Here is a 17,281-nt window from a genome sequence, read left to right on the forward strand (position 1 = left end):
TGGGCAGCAGGAGATTAGTGGCACACTGAAAACAAGGCTGTACAGTTTCTTAGGAAATAGGAGGCTGTACAGCTTCTCAGAAGGGTTAAAGCGGCTCTTAATCATTCCCTCTGGATAAGATGGTTTTCAATTAAGACCGCATTGGTTTTTATGAGAATATTATGAGGATATCCACACAAAACAAGAAGAGCCATATTATGAGGATATCCACACAAAACAACGAAAAGCCATAAAAATAAACCATATATTATATTGGATGAAACCTTTGTGACTCTGATGCTTCTCCAACTTTGTATTATTTAATAACATTTATATATTTCTAATAATAAAAAGAAAGATCTGAACTTCAATCAGTCTTCTCCCAGAAACTTCTGAAACCACACAATATCAAAATACTTCCCGAACTTCGTTCCTGCATCTTTAAATCTGCCGCATTCTACAAACCCATGTTTAAGGTGGAAGTTCAGGCTGGCCTGGTTTTTCGAGGAGACGTTTGCAAGGAGGTTTTTCATATTCTTCTTTTTAGCTTCCTGACACAGGAAATCCAGCAGCTTTGTTCCCTGGCCCTTTCTTGTGTATTCTGGCAGGATAAAATATGAGAGTACTCCGGTGTGCTGGAAGTTTGGGAAGGGGAGATAAGGCCTCAGGGCTCCGAGACCGATCACTCTGTTGTCTTCTTCCATTACATAAAAGGGGTAAGGTCCACTTTTATTCGGTTCTCCCTCATCGTGTGAAGTCTTGAAAAATTCCGGCCCAACAGGGGTTTCGAGGTAGGCTGCAAAACTATTATCTATATAGTAATTAAAGATTTCAAGCATTTCCTGAGTATCTTGCGGCGTAGCCTCTCTTATTACAAGGGATTTGAGCTGATCTCTTTCCTGCATATGCTATAATCGGAATGTAAATATTTAAGCTCTTTTAGTCAGTTGCAGTACGAATCCTGTTAAATCCTCTTTTATCTGGACTCCTTATTTGTCATGATTTATATTTATAATTTATTATCAGTACGATTATATTTATATACTTATGCTATTGTAGTATTCCATGCATTAGTACCCAAATCTACCCTATATTTCAGGTGGACTTTGATGTTAAAATAGGGGTCTAGAAGTCCAAAATTCTTGAGTCGTCATACAATTTGTATGATTCCTTCAGGAATTTCTTCCTGAAAATAAAAAGCACAAGAGAACACATTTCTCAATGTACTTTTACAGAAGTGAAAAATAGATGTTTGTTAAACAAAACAAAATTGTAGAACAGATCTGTGAAATCCCGGTAACACTTGGAGATATCTCCGAGAGCATCTTTGGGGGTATTAACACACAAAACGGTCTACTTCACAGGCTTGCCCTTCCTGAGGAAGGCGGTTCCGACTCATATTATCTTTGCGAAGGCCTCTGCAGTCCGGTATTCATAGAACCCGAAATTATTTACCCGTATGTATCAGGAGCCTTTTCCGAAAAATTTGCATTTCGCCCTTCACCTTATCGTTTCATGCTGCCTTATGAATTGTCCACAGCGGGAATAAAGAAAGAATACAATGTAATTCCTCCCGAAGAACTCAAGACAAAATTCCCTATGGCTTACGGGAGAATTCTGGAATTCAAAAGAAAGTTCCTCCACGATACCACTCCCCTTGTATCTGCAGACTATAGCATAAAAGGCAGAAAATTTCTGGAATACTTTAATACTCCTAAGATTATTGCTACTGAAGGCTATCATCTGCAGGCTGCATATGATGCTGAAGGAAACCATGTATTTGAGAACGGATGCGGCATTGTCCTCAAAGATCCAGGCAGGTATGCCTATATTACTGCAGTGCTTAACAGTCCGATTGCCAGACTCTTTCCTTCAATCTGTAAGTCTAAAATGGCATATTCGAGCTACACAGCTCCTGCAATGATAAAACGTTTTCCAATCGTGTTTCCTGATAACAGGCTAACCGAAGATCTCATAGATACTATATCCAGTTACCTTGCGTTCCTGAACAGGGAAAAGTATGCGAGAGATTACGGAGTTCCAGACTGGCTTCGGGAACTTACATCATTCTACGAGCAGATCTCGAGTCTTCTGGTTCTGGATACTTACTTCGTAAACGACCTTGATCCAGGGCTTCTGAATGCCCTTGAAGAAAATATCCATCCCTATGCCGGAGACATGAATTCTGAAGACAGCGATAGTATTCTGAATGCACTGTACTATATAAAGCAGCAGATTCTTGAGGCTTCAAGTTCTGAAAAATGTAAATTTAATCTGGGACTTCCTGAAATTCTCAATTTACCTTCGAGCAGTGAAGAATTCTAAGAATCCCTTTTTAAATTTTTTATCTTAGAAAATGACAAATTTACTTTTACTAAAATTCTGAAACTTTTTTATTTTTCATCATTTACATTTAATTTTTTTATCAATAAGTTTGTGCACTTTAACTCCCCCTGAACCATAGAGTAAAAGTGCTCCCAGAGCAAAAAGTTAGTTTTCCAGCAGAAGGTTGAGACAGTGAAAGACACCTTTGCTGCTTCAATGAGTGAATTCTAGCTCCATGCTACGGAGTCCTGGAAGCTAACCAAGCAGGTTATTCCCTCATTAATGCTCGAAAATTTTGAAATGATTTCCCCTGAGAGAATTTTAACCTTGATTGAGCGGAAATTAAGATGCTCTGAATTTATAACTGCATTTCGAATTTTCAGGATTTCTCTGTTTCAGGCAACGTTTATCGTTCTAATTTTTATTATTCTTTCTCGTCGTTCTGACTCGTTGTCTTTCATTTCCTTTAAAACGTAATGTTTTAGTAATATCAGTTTGTGGACTTTCTCACTTAATACATAAATTTATATATTTGGGCTTTGTGTAATTATTAGAACATTTAATTTTTTTTTAACTTCGTTCTCCCAATTCTCCGCCTGATATTGATTAATAAAGGAAGGTATTCTTATCAGTCTGCTAATCCCTGCCGCTGCGTTTCCCTATATGGGAGCATTAATTTTTTCAGGAGTTATGTCGACTTTGCTTGCAATCAAAGCCTACAACGCATTCAAGTACCGCAGGATGTATTTCTCAAAATATTTCATACTTATTATGCTAAGCATGTCTCTCTGGTCCATTAATTATGCCTTTGAGGTCGGATTCATGGACATTGAGCTAAAGTATCTCTTTGCTCGCCTCGAATATATTGGGATGGCCTTTGCTCCGGTAGCGTGGTTTTTATTTGCATCGGAATACTCAGGGGTATGTAAAGAATTCGTAAGGGAACATCAAAAAGCATTTTTCATAATGCCTTTGCTCATAATCCTTCTGATGCTTACAAATAGCTTTCATGGGATGTATTTTTTAGGTTATTACCTGGACGGCTCAAGGGGTTTTCCTCTTCTTGTGCTTATACACGGGCCTTTTTTCTGGGTGTTTTATATATATTCTTTTACTCTAATTTTTCTTGGAGTTTTCTTCTTCTTCAATCAGTTTGTCCATCTAACTGTACCCTACAGGGCTCAGGCAGCAATTGCTCTAACTGCAGCATGTATTCCAGTCCTGGGGAATATTCTCCATATCGCAGATGTAGGTCCTTTTGCATTCCTCGACCCGACTCCTTTTGCATTTACAATTACAGGTTTGATTCTCTTCTGGGGTATCATGCAGCATGAATTTCTTAACATTATTCCGATTGCAAGAGAAAATGTAATCGAATCCATGAATGACGGATATATCGTAATAAACCTTGCAGATTCCATAGTAGATATCAATAAGGCTGCTCTTGAACTGGCAGGGAAAACAAAAAAGGAGGTTCTCGGGAAAAACTTAAATGAGCTTTTTGGGAATGAAGTACAAATGCCTCAGAGTGAAGCTCATGAGGGCAATTTCAACAAAGAAATTTTCTTGAAGAGCGGACTTGAAACAAAACTTTTTACTCTTAGTGTCAGCTCCCTCCTAACAAAAGATAATGAAGAAGGCAGGCTACTGATGATGCATGACACTACTGAAACTTATAGGTATCAAGAGGCTCTAAAACAGGCTAACAAGAAGATAAACCTCATGAGCAACATTACCAGACATGATATTCTTAACCAGGTGAATGTACTTTCCGGGTACACCGAACTAATTTCTGAAACTCTTCCTGAAAATGTCAAGAATGATCCCCGAATAGTGAAGTATCTGAAAAATCTCAATAAAGGTATTGAAACAATCCACAGCCAGATTGTTTTCACCAAAGACTACCAGGAACTCGGAGTAGTTTCTCCGATCTGGCAATCCGTAAGTAATACAGCAAAAGAAGCAGCCTTTCCCTTCTCCGGTCAGAACTTGAAGTTTTCTATCGAGGAAAGTCGAGCTGAGATCTACGCTGATCCACTGCTGAAAAAAGCCTTTTACAATCTGTTTGACAATGCAAGGTCACATGGAGAACATGTAACTGAAATCAGTGTTAGTTCATGCAGGGTTGATGACAATCTTGTAATTGAAGTAAAAGATGATGGTATCGGAGTTTCTTCTGAAATGAAAGAGCTGATTTTTCAAAAATCCATCGGGAAAAATACAGGGCTTGGGCTTTTCCTTGTAAAAGGCATTCTTTCCATTACAGGCCTGGAGATTAAAGAAACCGGAAATGAAGGGACAGGTGCGAGATTTGAAATTATAGTACCACCCGGGAACTGGCGAGAAAAAGCTTCTCAATAAGCGTATCAATAAGCTTCTCAATAAGACTCTCAATAAACTAATTTTAAGTGTTTATATTAAGTCGAAACTCAATTTTTCGCATCATGTCAACATCAATCCAATTTTTTACATCATATTCGGCATCATTCAAACTTTTTGCATTATATCTAACATTACTCATATTTTCAGATTATATTCACATTATTACAATTTCCAGATCGCACCAACATTATTTAAATTCCAATACTGTTTTTCACTGGAACCGATCTTTACTTCCTACCATTTTTGACTCAATACATTATTTTTATTGTCTCGGTGAGTTCTTTTCATTCATATATTTTTATATCTTTGTTTCAATACATTGTTTCTCTGAATAGATTCTCTCAAAAGCATATTCTTTAGCCGATAATTACATTCTGGTGATAAAAATGAGCAAATTTACCCTGAGAGAGAGGTTTGAAAAGGCACTCAAAGGAGAAGCTGTAGACATTATCCCTGTCTGTTCCGTAACTCAGACAGGCACTGTAGAACTAATGGAAATGACTGGAGCATACTGGCCCCAGGCAAATTTCAATGCCGATAAGATGGCTGCGCTTGCACTTGCAGGGTATGAGATTGCAGGATTTGAGAATGTGCGCTGCCCTTTCGACATTACCGTACTTGCAGAGACCCTTGGCTGCACAGTAGACGAAGGAAGTATAGATATGCAGCCTTACATCACGGATTTCCCCTGCAAAAACAAGAAAGATGTGAAGGATATAACGGTTCCTGATTTGCTTCTTGAGAGCAAGAGGACCTCAGTAGTCCTGGAAGCAGTTGAAATTCTGAATGAAAAAGTAGGAGAGACGGTACCTGTTGTTGCAGGGGTTGTTGGCCCTGCCGGACTTGCCTTCATGCTTGCCGGAATACAAAATTATATTACATGGTTTGTGAAGGATACTGAAGTTGTTGAGGGACTAATGGGAGTTCTTAACGACGCCTGCATAGAATATGCCAATGGACTGCTTGAAAGAGGCGCACATGCCATAACCCTTATAGATTCCGAAGCCGGACCTGATATTATTTCCCCCAACATGTTCGAAGAATCGGTCTTTCCCCTTTACAAAAAATTTTGCAGGAAAGTAAAAGGCTTGAAAGTCCTTCACATGTGTGGCGACGCCACAGCCGTTCTCAATTCTCTTGGAGATGCAGGTTTTGACGGAATAAGTATTGAAGAAAAAGTAAGTGTAAGTTGCGCAAAAGCGACTATAGGCGGTCGGACAAGGCTTATAGGAAATGTTTCTCCTTCTGATACCCTGCTCGCAAAAGGGCCTGAAGCAATTCTCATTGAAGCTACTGCCTGCCTTGAAGATGGAATTGATATCCTTGCACCAGGCTGTGGGCTTGCCCCACATACTCCACTTGAGAATATAAAGGCGCTTGTCAGGGCAAGAGATGATTACTTCTCACAGTAAATCTTCGTCTTACAGTAAACTTTCGTTGTTTTCCTTTGAAGTTTAATCGCTAATCGGCTAATCTTAAACAAAAGTTACTGTAACCGGGCAAAATTATGACCGAAAATAATTCAAAAGCAGTTCGGGATCTTATACCTGAAATTCTCAGACTTTCAGGCAGGGAATACATGATCCGTGAACTTTCAGACTCCAGTTTTCTTCCTGAGCTTGAAAATAAGCTTGAAGAGGAACTACAGGAGTATCTCGAAAGCAAAGAGCTTGAAGAGCTTGCAGACCTGCTTGAGGTAATTTATAGAATAGCAGAACTGAGAGGCTCTTCAAAAGCGGAACTTGAGACAATAAGGCAGCGAAAAAAACACGAAAAAGGTGGATTTGAGAAAAATCTTCTCCTTGTTAGTCCTCTCGAAGAAAGCTCTCATCCGGAGTTATGCTCTGCTGGCCCTACCGAGTCCAGACGTGTGGTTTTCAAGCCTGAGGATGCGGCAGTAATTGAGAAAAAAGGAGTGAATATGAGAATCTACATCACTAAAGCCGAATCCGAAAATGCCGGCGTACTCTATCAGGAAACGCAGAAAGGGCACACAGAGGAGTTCCTGCATGAAAAAAGCGATTTTATATATTATATCCTTGAAGGCAACGGGGTCTGGATAGTTGAGGACAGAGAATTTGAGGCCCAGGCCGGAGATGTAGTTGTCGTGCCTGCGGGAAAACGGTTCTGGTTCCGTGGAAATCTCAAGCAGGTCTGCATAACTGCCCCAGCCTGGGAAGAACAGTACGAGCGCCACATAAGAGATCTTGAATTGTGAAGGTGTAAATTCGTTTCAGCGTTACAGTTACACCAGGATAATGCCGCAAGAAGGGTCGACGCCGCAGAAAAATATTAAAAGCTGACTTCTCTGTGGTTTTATATTATGGGCTGACTTCTCTGTGGTTTCAACTTTTTTCTTTTCGGCCTAAGGTTCTTTTATTCCTGAGTCATCTGTCAAGAGTGCAAAATTGATTGATGAAGTTAAAACCTTTCAAGTGCTAACTTATTTTTTGTCTGATCTATTATTTTTTTAATGAATTCATCTTCAAGATCCCCTCTTACAAGGAGGATGAGTTCCACGGCATCCGAGTACTTTTCTTCCTGGATTACTGAGTATTTCTCTATCAGGTTTCTTACTTTCTGACTTTCTGCATACCCCAGGCGTATTCTTAATCTGACCTGCTCGAAAACTTCAATAACTTCTGCTTCTTCAATAGCAGAGAGTGCCGTATCTCGGTATGCTCTTGAAAGTCCTCCAAAACCCAGTTTTATTCCCCCAAAGTACCGGGTCACGACTACAGCCGCGTTCTGGATTTCTTTTGATTCGAGTATTTTAAAAACAGGCTTTCCTGAGCTGCCTGCAGGCTCACCGTCGTCATCATATTTGAGAGCAAAAGAGCTTTTTTCTTTTATAAAATAAGCCGAAACATTATGGTTTGCATCGAGGTGCAATTCCTTTATACCTTTTATGAAAGCTTTTGCCTCAGCTTCACTTTCCACAGGTCTGGCATAACCTATGAACAGGGAATTTTTGAATTCCTTCTGAGCCTTACCACAGCGTTTAAGAGTTTTGTAATTTTTCAGATTTTATCCTCAGAATGCTTTCAGATCTTGTCCAAACCGGGTGTTAACGGGTTTGAGTTTTCTCAACTGAGGAATATTGCATCAAATTAAAATACTTTTCTCCCACCAGGCGGTTCTTTTATAATAACGTTCTGTTGATTTATTCTCTTTCTAGGGTTTATTTCAAAAAAAATTAATATCAATTATCTAAATAGTTTATACTAACTTAAAAAATTCTGAATTTGCTCATTTTGGTGTATATATCCTAACTAAAGAGCCCATTTTGCAGTATTATTCTTTTATCAAATCGAAAAGTTTTAATGTTATTGACTGGTCATGCATAAATATCTCATATGAAAAATCCCATAATTTTATATGAGCTGGGTGTAAAAAGGAAGAGAACTTTAGAGGTATTATTAATGAAAAAAATGTTAAAGATTATGGCAATGCTCCTTGTTATTAGTGCTGTTGTCTTTGCAGCTGGCTGCTCTGATAAGACGGCTGACACAACAGCAGAAAATGGATCTCAAGAAGAAGTGACTGACCAGACTCCAGTAGCAGACAATGGAACTCCATCCGACAATGTAGCTGCAGAAGTTCCACCAGCCGAGAACGGTACATTTGGAAACGACTCTGACAACATGTCTGTCGACAACATGTCTGTCGACAACATGTCTGATGACAACATGTCTGATGACAACATGTCTGATGACAACATGTCTGATGACAACATGTCTGATGACAATGACTCTATAATTGGCAATAATTCTAGTCTTTAATTTGACAGAATAAAAAAGGAATTATCCAAGTAGCCTTTCTAATAGGCTACAATTTTAGTTTTTTTAAAACGACTTGATATAAATTGACTCTGATTTTATATCTCTTCACATCGAAAATTTCCTAGAAAATTTTCTCAATACAGTAATCTGCAATTTTTTTACTGCTGCTATCAGAGACTACGTTAACATATATTTAACAATCTTATCTTATAACAATAGCTTCGAGCTCAATGAAGTTAATCTGAAGATCCTTTCGTTTCTTGTTTTATCCTGATTTATTTTATCCTGATTTGTTTTATCCTGATTTGTTTTATCCTGATTTGTTTTATCCTGATTTGTTTTATCCTGATTTGTTTTATCCTGATTTGTTTTATCCTGATTTGTTTTATCCTGATTTGTTTTATCCTGATTTGTTTTATCCTGATTTGTTTTATCCTGATTTGTTTTATCCTGATTTGTTTTATCCTGATTTGGTGTCCTCTTCAAATTGTATGGGTAAAAGTAAATTTCATGTATTTTCTGAAAATTTATGAATTCTATCAAGTATGATAAACAACATCAAGCGATGCATCCAACTTTCTAACTAGATGATAAAATTGTGGCATATTTATTGAGTTGGAAAATTCTCCATTGAATTAGAAGAGGACACATTAATTCTTAATTTTCCTTCTGCAAAGCCTCAGAGTATGGCAGCGCAGGCTCCCTCCTCCTGCAAGCAAGGCATCCGGGTGAAAAGAAATAATCTCAATACCTTCATTTTCAAGGTCTTTCCTGGTTTTCTGATCAAGTGCGGTATCGTAGTGAAAAATAGTTCCGCTCTCTAGAGGAACAAAAGAACAGGCCAGGCGGCTTTGCTCGGAATCCGAAACAGAAATGATTTCCATCCCCTTCTCACGCATGAAAGCTTTAAAATCGATTTTTTCTCCTGAATCTTCCGTAAACAGACAGCTTTCTTCAAATGCAGGTAGATAAGCAAGAGCAAGATCTTCCCTTATCCTGTTGAAGACAGTATCAGGGTGCATGTACCTCCTGGCTTTCGGAACCCGGACGTAAATAACTTCACTGAACTCTTTGAGAATGTTTGAAACAAATTCTCTTATAAATGGGTAAGTGTGCCTTTCAGTATCAGCTACAAAGACTGTTTCTTTTGAGAGCAGGAGGCAGCCTTCGAAAAACCCTTCATCTCCATTGAATTCGCTGAGAATGGGAATTCCCAGATTATTCAGGGCTTCCTTTACAACAACTTCTTCCTTCTCTCTTGCAGGTGGACGCATTCTTGAGAGAATAGCCCCTTTTCCGGAGATAACTGCGGTATCATGCAAGAAAGTTAAATTTGGCATCTTCTTAATTAGGCCAGTGTTTTCGTCCACATAATCTTCAAGTTCATAGACCCTGACCCCATTTGATTCCAGCAGCTCCTGATAATTTCTATGCTCTTTAATATACCCGGAAATTTCAGGAACCTTATCGTATAGCCAGTGTTTATAGTTCAATTTGTTGAGTAGAGAAAGTTCTTCCCCAGGAGTATGCATTAATACGCTTTTCAGCCTCCCAAGTTCCTCGCACCCATAATCGATACCTGATCTCGTTTTCCTGGCTCTACCCAGTCCATTTATCTCGCAACCCATACCCTGAACCTACCTTTTGATCCGTTTCATCCTCATATACATTTTTTTGCAAGGATTATGGCATTTGCCTGGTCTTCACTCCGGAAAGCCTTGAGGATTTCAAACCCGCAAATTTCCAGGAAAGCTGTAATCTGGTCATATGTATATTTATAAGTAAAACCCATACGGATGATGTCTCCTTCCCTTAAGCCTATGGTTTCTGTCCCGATTTTGAGTTCGGTATCCTTCAGGATATACAGACTCTTCCTGGTTCTGTATAATCCCCCTATCCTTGAGTTTACATGCGCAAGCAAGAGTTCAAAATCAAAATCCTCAGGAGCCATTCCGTACTCAAGCAGGGGATACATATTGAAGAGGGCATTCTCTCTTGAGGCATATGTGCCCAGTACGGACCTCCTTACAGATTGTCCCTCTGTGCCTTCAGTAGGTAGCAGGTTGGCATCAAAGAAAAAAAGGTCTCCCTGCTCAAGGTTTTCATGGACAAGCTGAAGAATGAACTCTGGCTCGTAATTGCAAAAAGTATTTCCTAAAACGCAGAACAGAATCGGAAGGCGCCAATTTTCTTTAAGAATGGCTATGTCCTCTATGAAACCAACTATTCCCTTCTTTTCAACAGGCAGGTTCTCGACCTTTTCAAGAGCGATATCTACAAATTCACTGTTTATATCGATGGGGTAATAGCGCATCGACACTTTTCCTGAGGAAGGGTTTTCAGCCAGATTCTTTCTCACTAGCGCCTCGAGAAAAATTCTTTCCTTCTCCCCGTTTCCCACTCCCACACTTACGAGACTCATACCTGTCGGAATAAATCTTACGATTGAGTCCAGATTTTTTTCCAGAAGGACTTTGAGTTGCCTGGCTACAGGAAATGTCTTTGCCTCATCAAGTTTCAGCCAGTTTTTTGCTCCTCCAGTGCCCATATATAGAAGGTAATCAGGCAGTTCATGGTTTTTCAGGCATTGACAGAGTCTTTTTTCGATGTCCTCCTTACTGGTCATTACTATCTTTTCATTATTTTCCGAAACCTGTCCAAACTCCACTCTTCCTGTACTGTTCAATTTCTCACCATCTCCTCAAATTATTCAACAGTACATTTCTTTATTTATTTCTTTTAACTTATTTATTGCCTGAGGTTTGTTTTTACCGTTCTTCTACCGTTCTTCTACCGTTCTTCTACCGTTCTTCTACCGTTCTTCTACCGTTCTTCTACCGTTCTTCTACTGTTCTTCTACCGTTCTTCTACCGTTCTTCTACCGTTCTCTTACCGTTCTTTTATCATTCTTTTACCATTCAATTACCAATCTGTCATTTATTTGAAACACTGCTGGCACTCCATCCTGAGGGCTTTAAGAGGGTCGATGCCATGTTTGATTCCTACGCTGTAAGCATATCCCCTGCAGCCTATGCACTCTTCATTATGTTCACAGTTCCTGCACCTTCCCTCGAGCATTTTATCGATGTTTCGGACGTATGTGAAAAGATCGGAATTATATATCTCCCGAAGGCTCATTTTATTTACATTATAGGGATATTCCCCACCAACTCTGAGCGCAGGATGTTCGTCCAGTTTTGTAGGTGCACAGGGCCGGACATTTCCTTCGATATTGATATACAGGCTGTATAAGTGTTGAAGGCAGCCGCTTGCGGTAATTGGTGTGTAGGGCAGCCAGTCATACCCGTAATATTTCTGGTCAATTTCCAGCAGTTTTAATTTATATTCCTTAATCTCGTCAGCCGTGAGTAGCTTATCCTCAAGTTCGTCATTTGCCCTGCCCGTAGGCGTTAGAATTTCCATATTGGGAAAAATATTGTTTTGCCTGCAGAAATGCCAGATCTCCTCAATTTCTTCCAGATTCATTTTGTTACTAACGAAAGAAACTCCCAGACGGAGTTTTCCAGGCCCTGCCGGTTTTGAAAATCCTGCTTTGAGGAGATTCCAAAGTCCCTTCCTGATATCTTCGTAGGCTCCTGCTCTTCCTGCCAGGTAGTCCTGTACTTCAGGCTTAAGGGAATCTAGCTTTCCCATTACTGAGGCATTGTGTTTGTACAGGAATTCTGCAAGTTCTTCTGTCATCAGAACCGTATTCGAAAAAATCACCGGGATTATTTCCAGGGAATCAATATAGGCTATTAAATCCCTGAAACTCGGGTACAGGGTCGGTTCTCCTCCCCCAATTACGACCACAGACCTGATCCCGAGTTCTTTTGCCTCCTGAATAATACGCTTGAGATTATTAAAATCGGCTATTTTTGCCGAGTCCTCACCACTCTGTGCATAGCAGTAGCGGCAGCGGAGATTGCAGGATTTGTTCGTTTCAAGACGTATGGCTAAAAGCTTGTTTGAGTTCCGTGCCTGATGGGCTTCCTGTGCTCCGTACATGTACCCTTTCAACATCGGAGGAGGTGAAAACAAGCTTAACGTATCCAGGTTCTTCGGTTTTTCCTCCCACATGTTAAAATATATATTTAACGTTCCTTATCAAATTACAAGAAACTAAGTGTTTTTTTGAGTCTAATCTTCTAATTTATAAAAAGTAATTTGTTGCCAGTAAAATAGTGTATTCCGGTTACTTCGGTTCTTTTTGTAGTTAATTCATACAGTGCGACAAATGCGTAACAAATTCATGATTATTCTTCTTGTTAAATTTAGCAAGGTTTAACTATCTCTCTCACATATTTGTTTTCAATCTTTAGGGGAGAATGACTGACAATGAACAGAAAAGTAACAATTTTTGGAGGGATTGTATTATTTATTCTTCTTTTGCTTGTGCTGGGTTCAATCTATCTGGAGACTCAAAACGAGGAAATGTATAATGATAGTCTTATGAGTAATTATGAATACAATATAATTATAGAAAGCAACAGCACGCTGCAAAATGTAACTTTATATTTGCCGGTTCCTGTTTTTGATAATGAATCCGAGGTAGGACTGGAAATGGTGAATGGTGATTATTACAATAAGCCTTCAAATTGGAATCTTAGCCTTACAGATACTGAGCATGGACCAATGTTCAAAATAGAAGCTGCCGAGATTAAACCGGTTTATCATTCCCTTCCTGTAGCCGTACCCGAGCCTGAACCTGGGTCCGAGAATATTGAAGATGAAGTTCAGGAAGAAGAACAGATAGTTGAGTCCAATGAATATTCAGAAGAAACCCCAGTTTTGACATCTTTTGATTTCGGGACTAACGTAAGGGCTGACCATATGATTAATACCAGATTCCCTGTTGGTAATGAGTCCGTGCTCCTGCCCAAAAATAATCTCCGAGAATCCGAAGAAGGTTCGGAAATTCCTCTACCTGAGCATATCAACCCCGAATATTTTGATTATGAGAGCCTGGTATATGCACACTATGATGCGTCTCCTGATACCGAGGTTCAGATTTTTCTTCAGATGGATGGCCGAAACGAATGGTGGATCTACGGCTGGCAATCTAATGGTTACAGTGATAGGATTTCTATCCGACTTTCAGGCCCTCAGGAAGGATGGGTAAAGGCTGAAGGAAAACTTATTACAGGAGATGGAGTTTACAAAGAATAATCCAGAGACTAATTCCAGAGACTAATTCCAGAGACTAATTCTAGGGAATAATTCCAGAGACTAATTCCAGAGAATAACTCTAGAGACTAATTCCAGAGACTAATTCCAGAGACTAATTCCAGAGAATAACTACTGAGAGTAATATTCTCTTTTTCTACTTTTTGGAAATTTCTTTCCTGCTACAAAGTTCTTTTAGGTTTTCTGTTCTTAAGTTTATTATAGTTCTCAACCCTATCTTATTTTGGGATGTTCGAAGAAATCAAGGTTAAAAAAGCTCTGAATCGGATAAATAAATCCAGCAGGATTAATCTACCATTTCATTGGGATTTGAATATTTACAGGGGCTGTGAACACGGTTGTAATTACTGTTATGCAATGTATTCTCATAGCTATCTGGAAGAAAAGAAGAAGTCTGCTTGTGCAGAGCCAGGATTCGGGAGAGAAAGCTGTTCTTCCGCAGTGGATAAAAAATGTGCTTTTTTTCAAAAAATTTACGTAAAAACGAATGTTGCAGAAGCTCTTGAAAAGCAGCTTGCAGCACGAAGCTGGAAAAAGGAAGTAATTAATATAGGCGGAGTCTGCGATAGTTATCAGCCTGTAGAAGCAAAGTACGGATTGATGCGCGAGGTTCTGGCGCTGATGATTAAATACCGAAATCCTGTCACTATATCTACAAAATCGGACCTTATCCTCAGAGACTATGACCTTCTTTCAGAACTTGCTGAACTAACATCTGTAAATATTGCAGTTACGGTTACAACGGTGGATAAAAAATTAAGTGCTCTACTGGAACCCCTGGCTTCGTCACCTGATAAACGGTTTTCAGTCCTGCGGGCTTTTAAAAACACATCTGCTGTTACTGGAATCCATATGATGCCAATTCTTCCTTTTCTTACTGACAACCCTCAGAATCTCGAACAAATTATGTCTCTTGCAACCGAATGTGGTGTGGATTACGCTCTGCCTGGAGTTCTGAACCTCAGGGGCGAAACCAGAAAGCATTTCTTCGGTTTTCTTGAACTTAACTTTTCCGAACTTGTGGATCCTTACCGCAAATTGTATGCAAAAGGAGGAGCTGATATGGCCTATAAGGCCAAACTTTATGAAATGCTCAGCTCTCTTATGGAAAGATATCATTTGTCTGGAGACTACATGAAACCCATGCAGGCAAAACTTTACCGTTCAAAGCAGCTCACGTTAACGGATTTCTCAGAAAATGATTCTTGATTTTAGTAAGCACTACAAGTGCAGGTACTACATTTCTGATTTTTTAGTAAGCACTACAAGTGCAGGTACTACATTTCTGATTTTTTAGTAAGTACTACAAGTGCAGGTACTACATTTCTGATTTTAGTAAGTACTACAAGTGCAAGTACGTATCAGTCATACCTTCCTATGTTTATCTTGTTTTCATTCTCATCTAGTTCTTTTGATGAATTTGATGGCACGTATCCCGCACCAATACAAGGGGAGTTTGATTTCAGATGATAATCATGCTTATTATGGTTTACAAAGAGAGGATTTACATATATGTCAGTGGTTGAACTTGCATTTTTATAATTTCCACCTGTATTATTGTACAGACAGTTGTTTTCCAGCACAAAGGAATGCGTTTCAGGCAGATAATTAATCACTGAGTATCCTGTCCCATCAGGGTCTTTTTTACGCTTCTGGGTATCAATGATTATGTTATTACGGACAATCGTTTTGTACCCTGTACCCTGAGGTGAAAGATCAACTGAATTGTCTGTGTCTTCGGAAGAAGGAGGATACATCTGGACAATGGCTGCATGATATACTCCGTCAAACACATTCCTCTCAATCAGGGTGTCATAAAACCCGCTGGTTACAACCCCTCCTACCCAGTCAATACTTGGATTAGTACCTGTGTTATAGAGGGTATTCTTATAAATGTGGACATTCTGCGCCTCTTCCTCGGGATAAGTTTCTCCATAACCTATCAGCCAGATTCCGGGACCATAGGTATTATTGATAGTATTATTATATACCTCAACATCGTTGACGATACCTGTTGTTTTCTCAATCTGAATTCCAGAGCCACCTGCACTCCAGTGGTAAAAGGAATCTATTACGTTATCATGGAATTTTACATGGTTTGAGTTCCAGACTCTAAGGCCGCTGTTGGTCCTGCAAGTGATTCTATTGTTCCAGGCTTCTACATTCAGGCAATCGATGGCAAAAAGACCATCATGTCCCAATTTATACACTCTATTATTATAATACGTGATATTAGCGCCTCTCTCTACTCTTAACCCGTCTCCATGCCCGTCGTGCATATACATATCATTAACGTCTACGTTTTTAGCGTCAAGGAACTTGATCATGTTGTAATATCCTTGTCCTCTTTGCCTATCTTCATTCTTGTCATGATTTCCATCTATTTCAAATCCTTTTATAGTGACTCCATAGACTCCATCGCTGCCCATCTGTGTTATCATGGGATTACCCACTGGCCAGTTTGCGTTATCCTGGAGTTTTACTACAGCCGTGTCGTCTCCTTCTAAGATTGTATTATTTCCAATTAGAATACTGTCAGAGATGACGTATGTATTTGGGCCTTTCAAATGAACGGTTGAGAACTGTGAATTTTTTGCAACATATTCAAGAGCTTGATTTATCTCTACCTGATCGTCAATTCCATCGCAGGTAAAGTTTCCACTTCCGTCGCCAGCTACGTACACAGTATTGTTTGACGACTTAGGAGGAATGTTGGACTCCATAGTAGAGAAAATGAATATTCCCAATGCGACCAGGAATATAAAAATTACAATGGAGAGTCCTATTTTTTTCCGGTTTTGCTTTAAGTACGTCAGATATTTTTCGTCCATTTTATTCCTTACTCTTAATTATAAACCTCAGTCTTGAAAAATTCTTAAAAGCGAATTCTTGGACCGGGTTTGAAAAATAAACTTGAAAAAGTTGTTATTGCAATCTTACTTCTCATCTCCTGCGCAACTGCAGGAAATATTACCTTTCAGGATTTCTTTCCAGTCCCCAAGTACATCATGGGTCCAGCAGTCATCGGCACCTGCGGCTTCTCGCATGACCAGGGCAAAGATATACGAAAGTTCCTTGACTGTAGCTCCTGCTTCGAGGGCGCCTTTAAAATGCTTCAGAACGCAGGGTTTTGACCTGGCTTTGATGGAGAGAGCAAAGCAAATGAACTGATAGGTCTTTTCGTCAATCATCCTTTTTTCGGCGTAAAGCTGATCAATTTCGTCCAGTTTCTGGGTAAACTCCGGGAAAAATTCTTCAAGCATTCTCATTTCTATGTCTCCTTTTTATCAATGTGGCTTTGATTTCAAGCTGCTAAGGTAATTTGTAATATGATAATTTTATATTTATGGATTGGTTCAAATCATTTTGAACTAATCGGCAAGGTGCCAATTATTCTGTAAAACCACAAATCTCCAAAAGTTACAAAGTAAAAAATTCCATAGCGGAAGATCAATTTTCTCCATCGTACGCAAAAACTTGACTTCAAATTTACAGCAAATTTGAGACACTGCATATGTCAGATACAAGTACATTGACAAAAACAAATTCTATGTAAACATGAGACAGTTAATCCCTGAAAGTAGTCAAAAAGGAATAGATAAACCAAATAACCATTAAACCAAGTA

Annotated in this window: 15 protein-coding genes; 7 read left to right on the forward strand and 8 right to left on the reverse strand. The window is 39.3% G+C overall.

Annotation, left to right across the window (positions count from 1 at the left end; genetic code table 11):
- Positions 1-350 precede the first annotated feature (350 nt).
- A complete protein-coding gene (locus MSKOL_RS01900; protein WP_048153376.1) occupies positions 351-884 on the reverse strand; it encodes a GNAT family N-acetyltransferase in 534 nt (177 codons plus the stop codon).
- Positions 885-1,227: 343 nt separating this feature from the next.
- Here MSKOL_RS01900 and MSKOL_RS01905 point away from each other — a divergent pair, with 343 nt between their 5' ends.
- The 4 genes from MSKOL_RS01905 to MSKOL_RS01920 all read left to right on the forward strand — a co-directional run bounded on the left by MSKOL_RS01905 (position 1,228) and on the right by MSKOL_RS01920 (position 6,904).
- Positions 1,228-2,304 carry a hypothetical protein gene (locus MSKOL_RS01905; RefSeq protein WP_048153377.1) on the forward strand — a complete coding sequence of 359 codons (1,077 nt, stop codon included), beginning with the start codon at positions 1,228-1,230 and terminating at the stop codon, positions 2,302-2,304.
- 663 nt (positions 2,305-2,967) lie between these two features.
- Positions 2,968-4,665 (forward strand): histidine kinase N-terminal 7TM domain-containing protein, encoded by a 1,698-nt coding sequence (locus MSKOL_RS01910; protein ID WP_048117388.1) that lies wholly within the window; start codon positions 2,968-2,970, stop codon positions 4,663-4,665.
- A 407-nt stretch (positions 4,666-5,072) separates the two neighbouring features.
- Complete coding sequence (gene mtaA / locus MSKOL_RS01915; RefSeq protein ID WP_048153378.1) at positions 5,073-6,098, forward strand: methylcobamide:CoM methyltransferase MtaA; 1,026 nt, start codon at positions 5,073-5,075, stop codon at positions 6,096-6,098.
- A 95-nt stretch (positions 6,099-6,193) separates the two neighbouring features.
- The gene (locus MSKOL_RS01920; RefSeq protein ID WP_048153379.1) at positions 6,194-6,904 is read left to right on the forward strand and encodes a cupin domain-containing protein; all 711 of its coding nucleotides are present in this window, start codon (positions 6,194-6,196) and stop codon (positions 6,902-6,904) included.
- Between the two features lie 203 nt (positions 6,905-7,107).
- Here the strand turns inward: MSKOL_RS01920 and MSKOL_RS01925 are convergent, their stop codons facing one another.
- The gene (locus MSKOL_RS01925) at positions 7,108-7,710 is read right to left on the reverse strand and encodes a YigZ family protein (RefSeq protein WP_048153380.1); all 603 of its coding nucleotides are present in this window, start codon (positions 7,708-7,710) and stop codon (positions 7,108-7,110) included.
- A gap of 425 nt (positions 7,711-8,135) precedes the next feature.
- Here MSKOL_RS01925 and MSKOL_RS18585 point away from each other — a divergent pair, with 425 nt between their 5' ends.
- Positions 8,136-8,468 (forward strand): hypothetical protein, encoded by a 333-nt coding sequence (locus tag MSKOL_RS18585; RefSeq protein ID WP_156150932.1) that lies wholly within the window; start codon positions 8,136-8,138, stop codon positions 8,466-8,468.
- Positions 8,469-8,675: 207 nt separating this feature from the next.
- On the opposite strand, the gene MSKOL_RS01935 is transcribed toward MSKOL_RS18585, so the two are convergent.
- The 4 genes from MSKOL_RS01935 to MSKOL_RS01950 form a co-directional block, all read right to left on the reverse strand.
- Complete coding sequence (locus MSKOL_RS01935) at positions 8,676-9,011, reverse strand: hypothetical protein (RefSeq protein ID WP_048153381.1); 336 nt, start codon at positions 9,009-9,011, stop codon at positions 8,676-8,678.
- Positions 9,012-9,118: 107 nt separating this feature from the next.
- Positions 9,119-10,096, reverse strand: a complete 978-nt coding sequence (locus tag MSKOL_RS01940) for a dimethylarginine dimethylaminohydrolase family protein (RefSeq protein WP_048153382.1) — start codon at positions 10,094-10,096, stop codon at positions 9,119-9,121.
- A gap of 32 nt (positions 10,097-10,128) precedes the next feature.
- On the reverse strand, positions 10,129-11,154 hold the full coding sequence (locus MSKOL_RS01945; protein ID WP_048153383.1) for an L-histidine N(alpha)-methyltransferase: 1,026 nt from the start codon (positions 11,152-11,154) through the stop codon (positions 10,129-10,131).
- Between the two features lie 251 nt (positions 11,155-11,405).
- Entirely contained in the window at positions 11,406-12,548 is a 1,143-nt protein-coding gene (locus MSKOL_RS01950) for a radical SAM protein (protein ID WP_082091008.1), read from the reverse strand.
- Positions 12,549-12,806: 258 nt separating this feature from the next.
- Here MSKOL_RS01950 and MSKOL_RS01955 point away from each other — a divergent pair, with 258 nt between their 5' ends.
- Positions 12,807-13,637 (forward strand): hypothetical protein, encoded by an 831-nt coding sequence (locus MSKOL_RS01955; protein ID WP_048153384.1) that lies wholly within the window; start codon positions 12,807-12,809, stop codon positions 13,635-13,637.
- Between the two features lie 246 nt (positions 13,638-13,883).
- Positions 13,884-14,864, forward strand: coding sequence for a radical SAM protein (locus tag MSKOL_RS01960; protein ID WP_048153386.1), 981 nt, complete (start codon positions 13,884-13,886; stop codon positions 14,862-14,864).
- Between the two features lie 152 nt (positions 14,865-15,016).
- On the opposite strand, the gene MSKOL_RS01965 is transcribed toward MSKOL_RS01960, so the two are convergent.
- Both MSKOL_RS01965 and MSKOL_RS01970 read right to left on the reverse strand, forming a co-directional pair.
- On the reverse strand, positions 15,017-16,486 hold the full coding sequence (locus tag MSKOL_RS01965) for a right-handed parallel beta-helix repeat-containing protein (protein ID WP_048153387.1): 1,470 nt from the start codon (positions 16,484-16,486) through the stop codon (positions 15,017-15,019).
- A 105-nt stretch (positions 16,487-16,591) separates the two neighbouring features.
- Positions 16,592-16,924, reverse strand: a complete 333-nt coding sequence (locus MSKOL_RS01970; RefSeq protein ID WP_048117413.1) for a carboxymuconolactone decarboxylase family protein — start codon at positions 16,922-16,924, stop codon at positions 16,592-16,594.
- Between the last annotated feature and the right edge of the window lie 357 nt (positions 16,925-17,281).

The organism is Methanosarcina sp. Kolksee (genome assembly GCF_000969945.1).
Taxonomy (GTDB): Archaea; Halobacteriota; Methanosarcinia; order Methanosarcinales; family Methanosarcinaceae; genus Methanosarcina; species Methanosarcina vacuolata.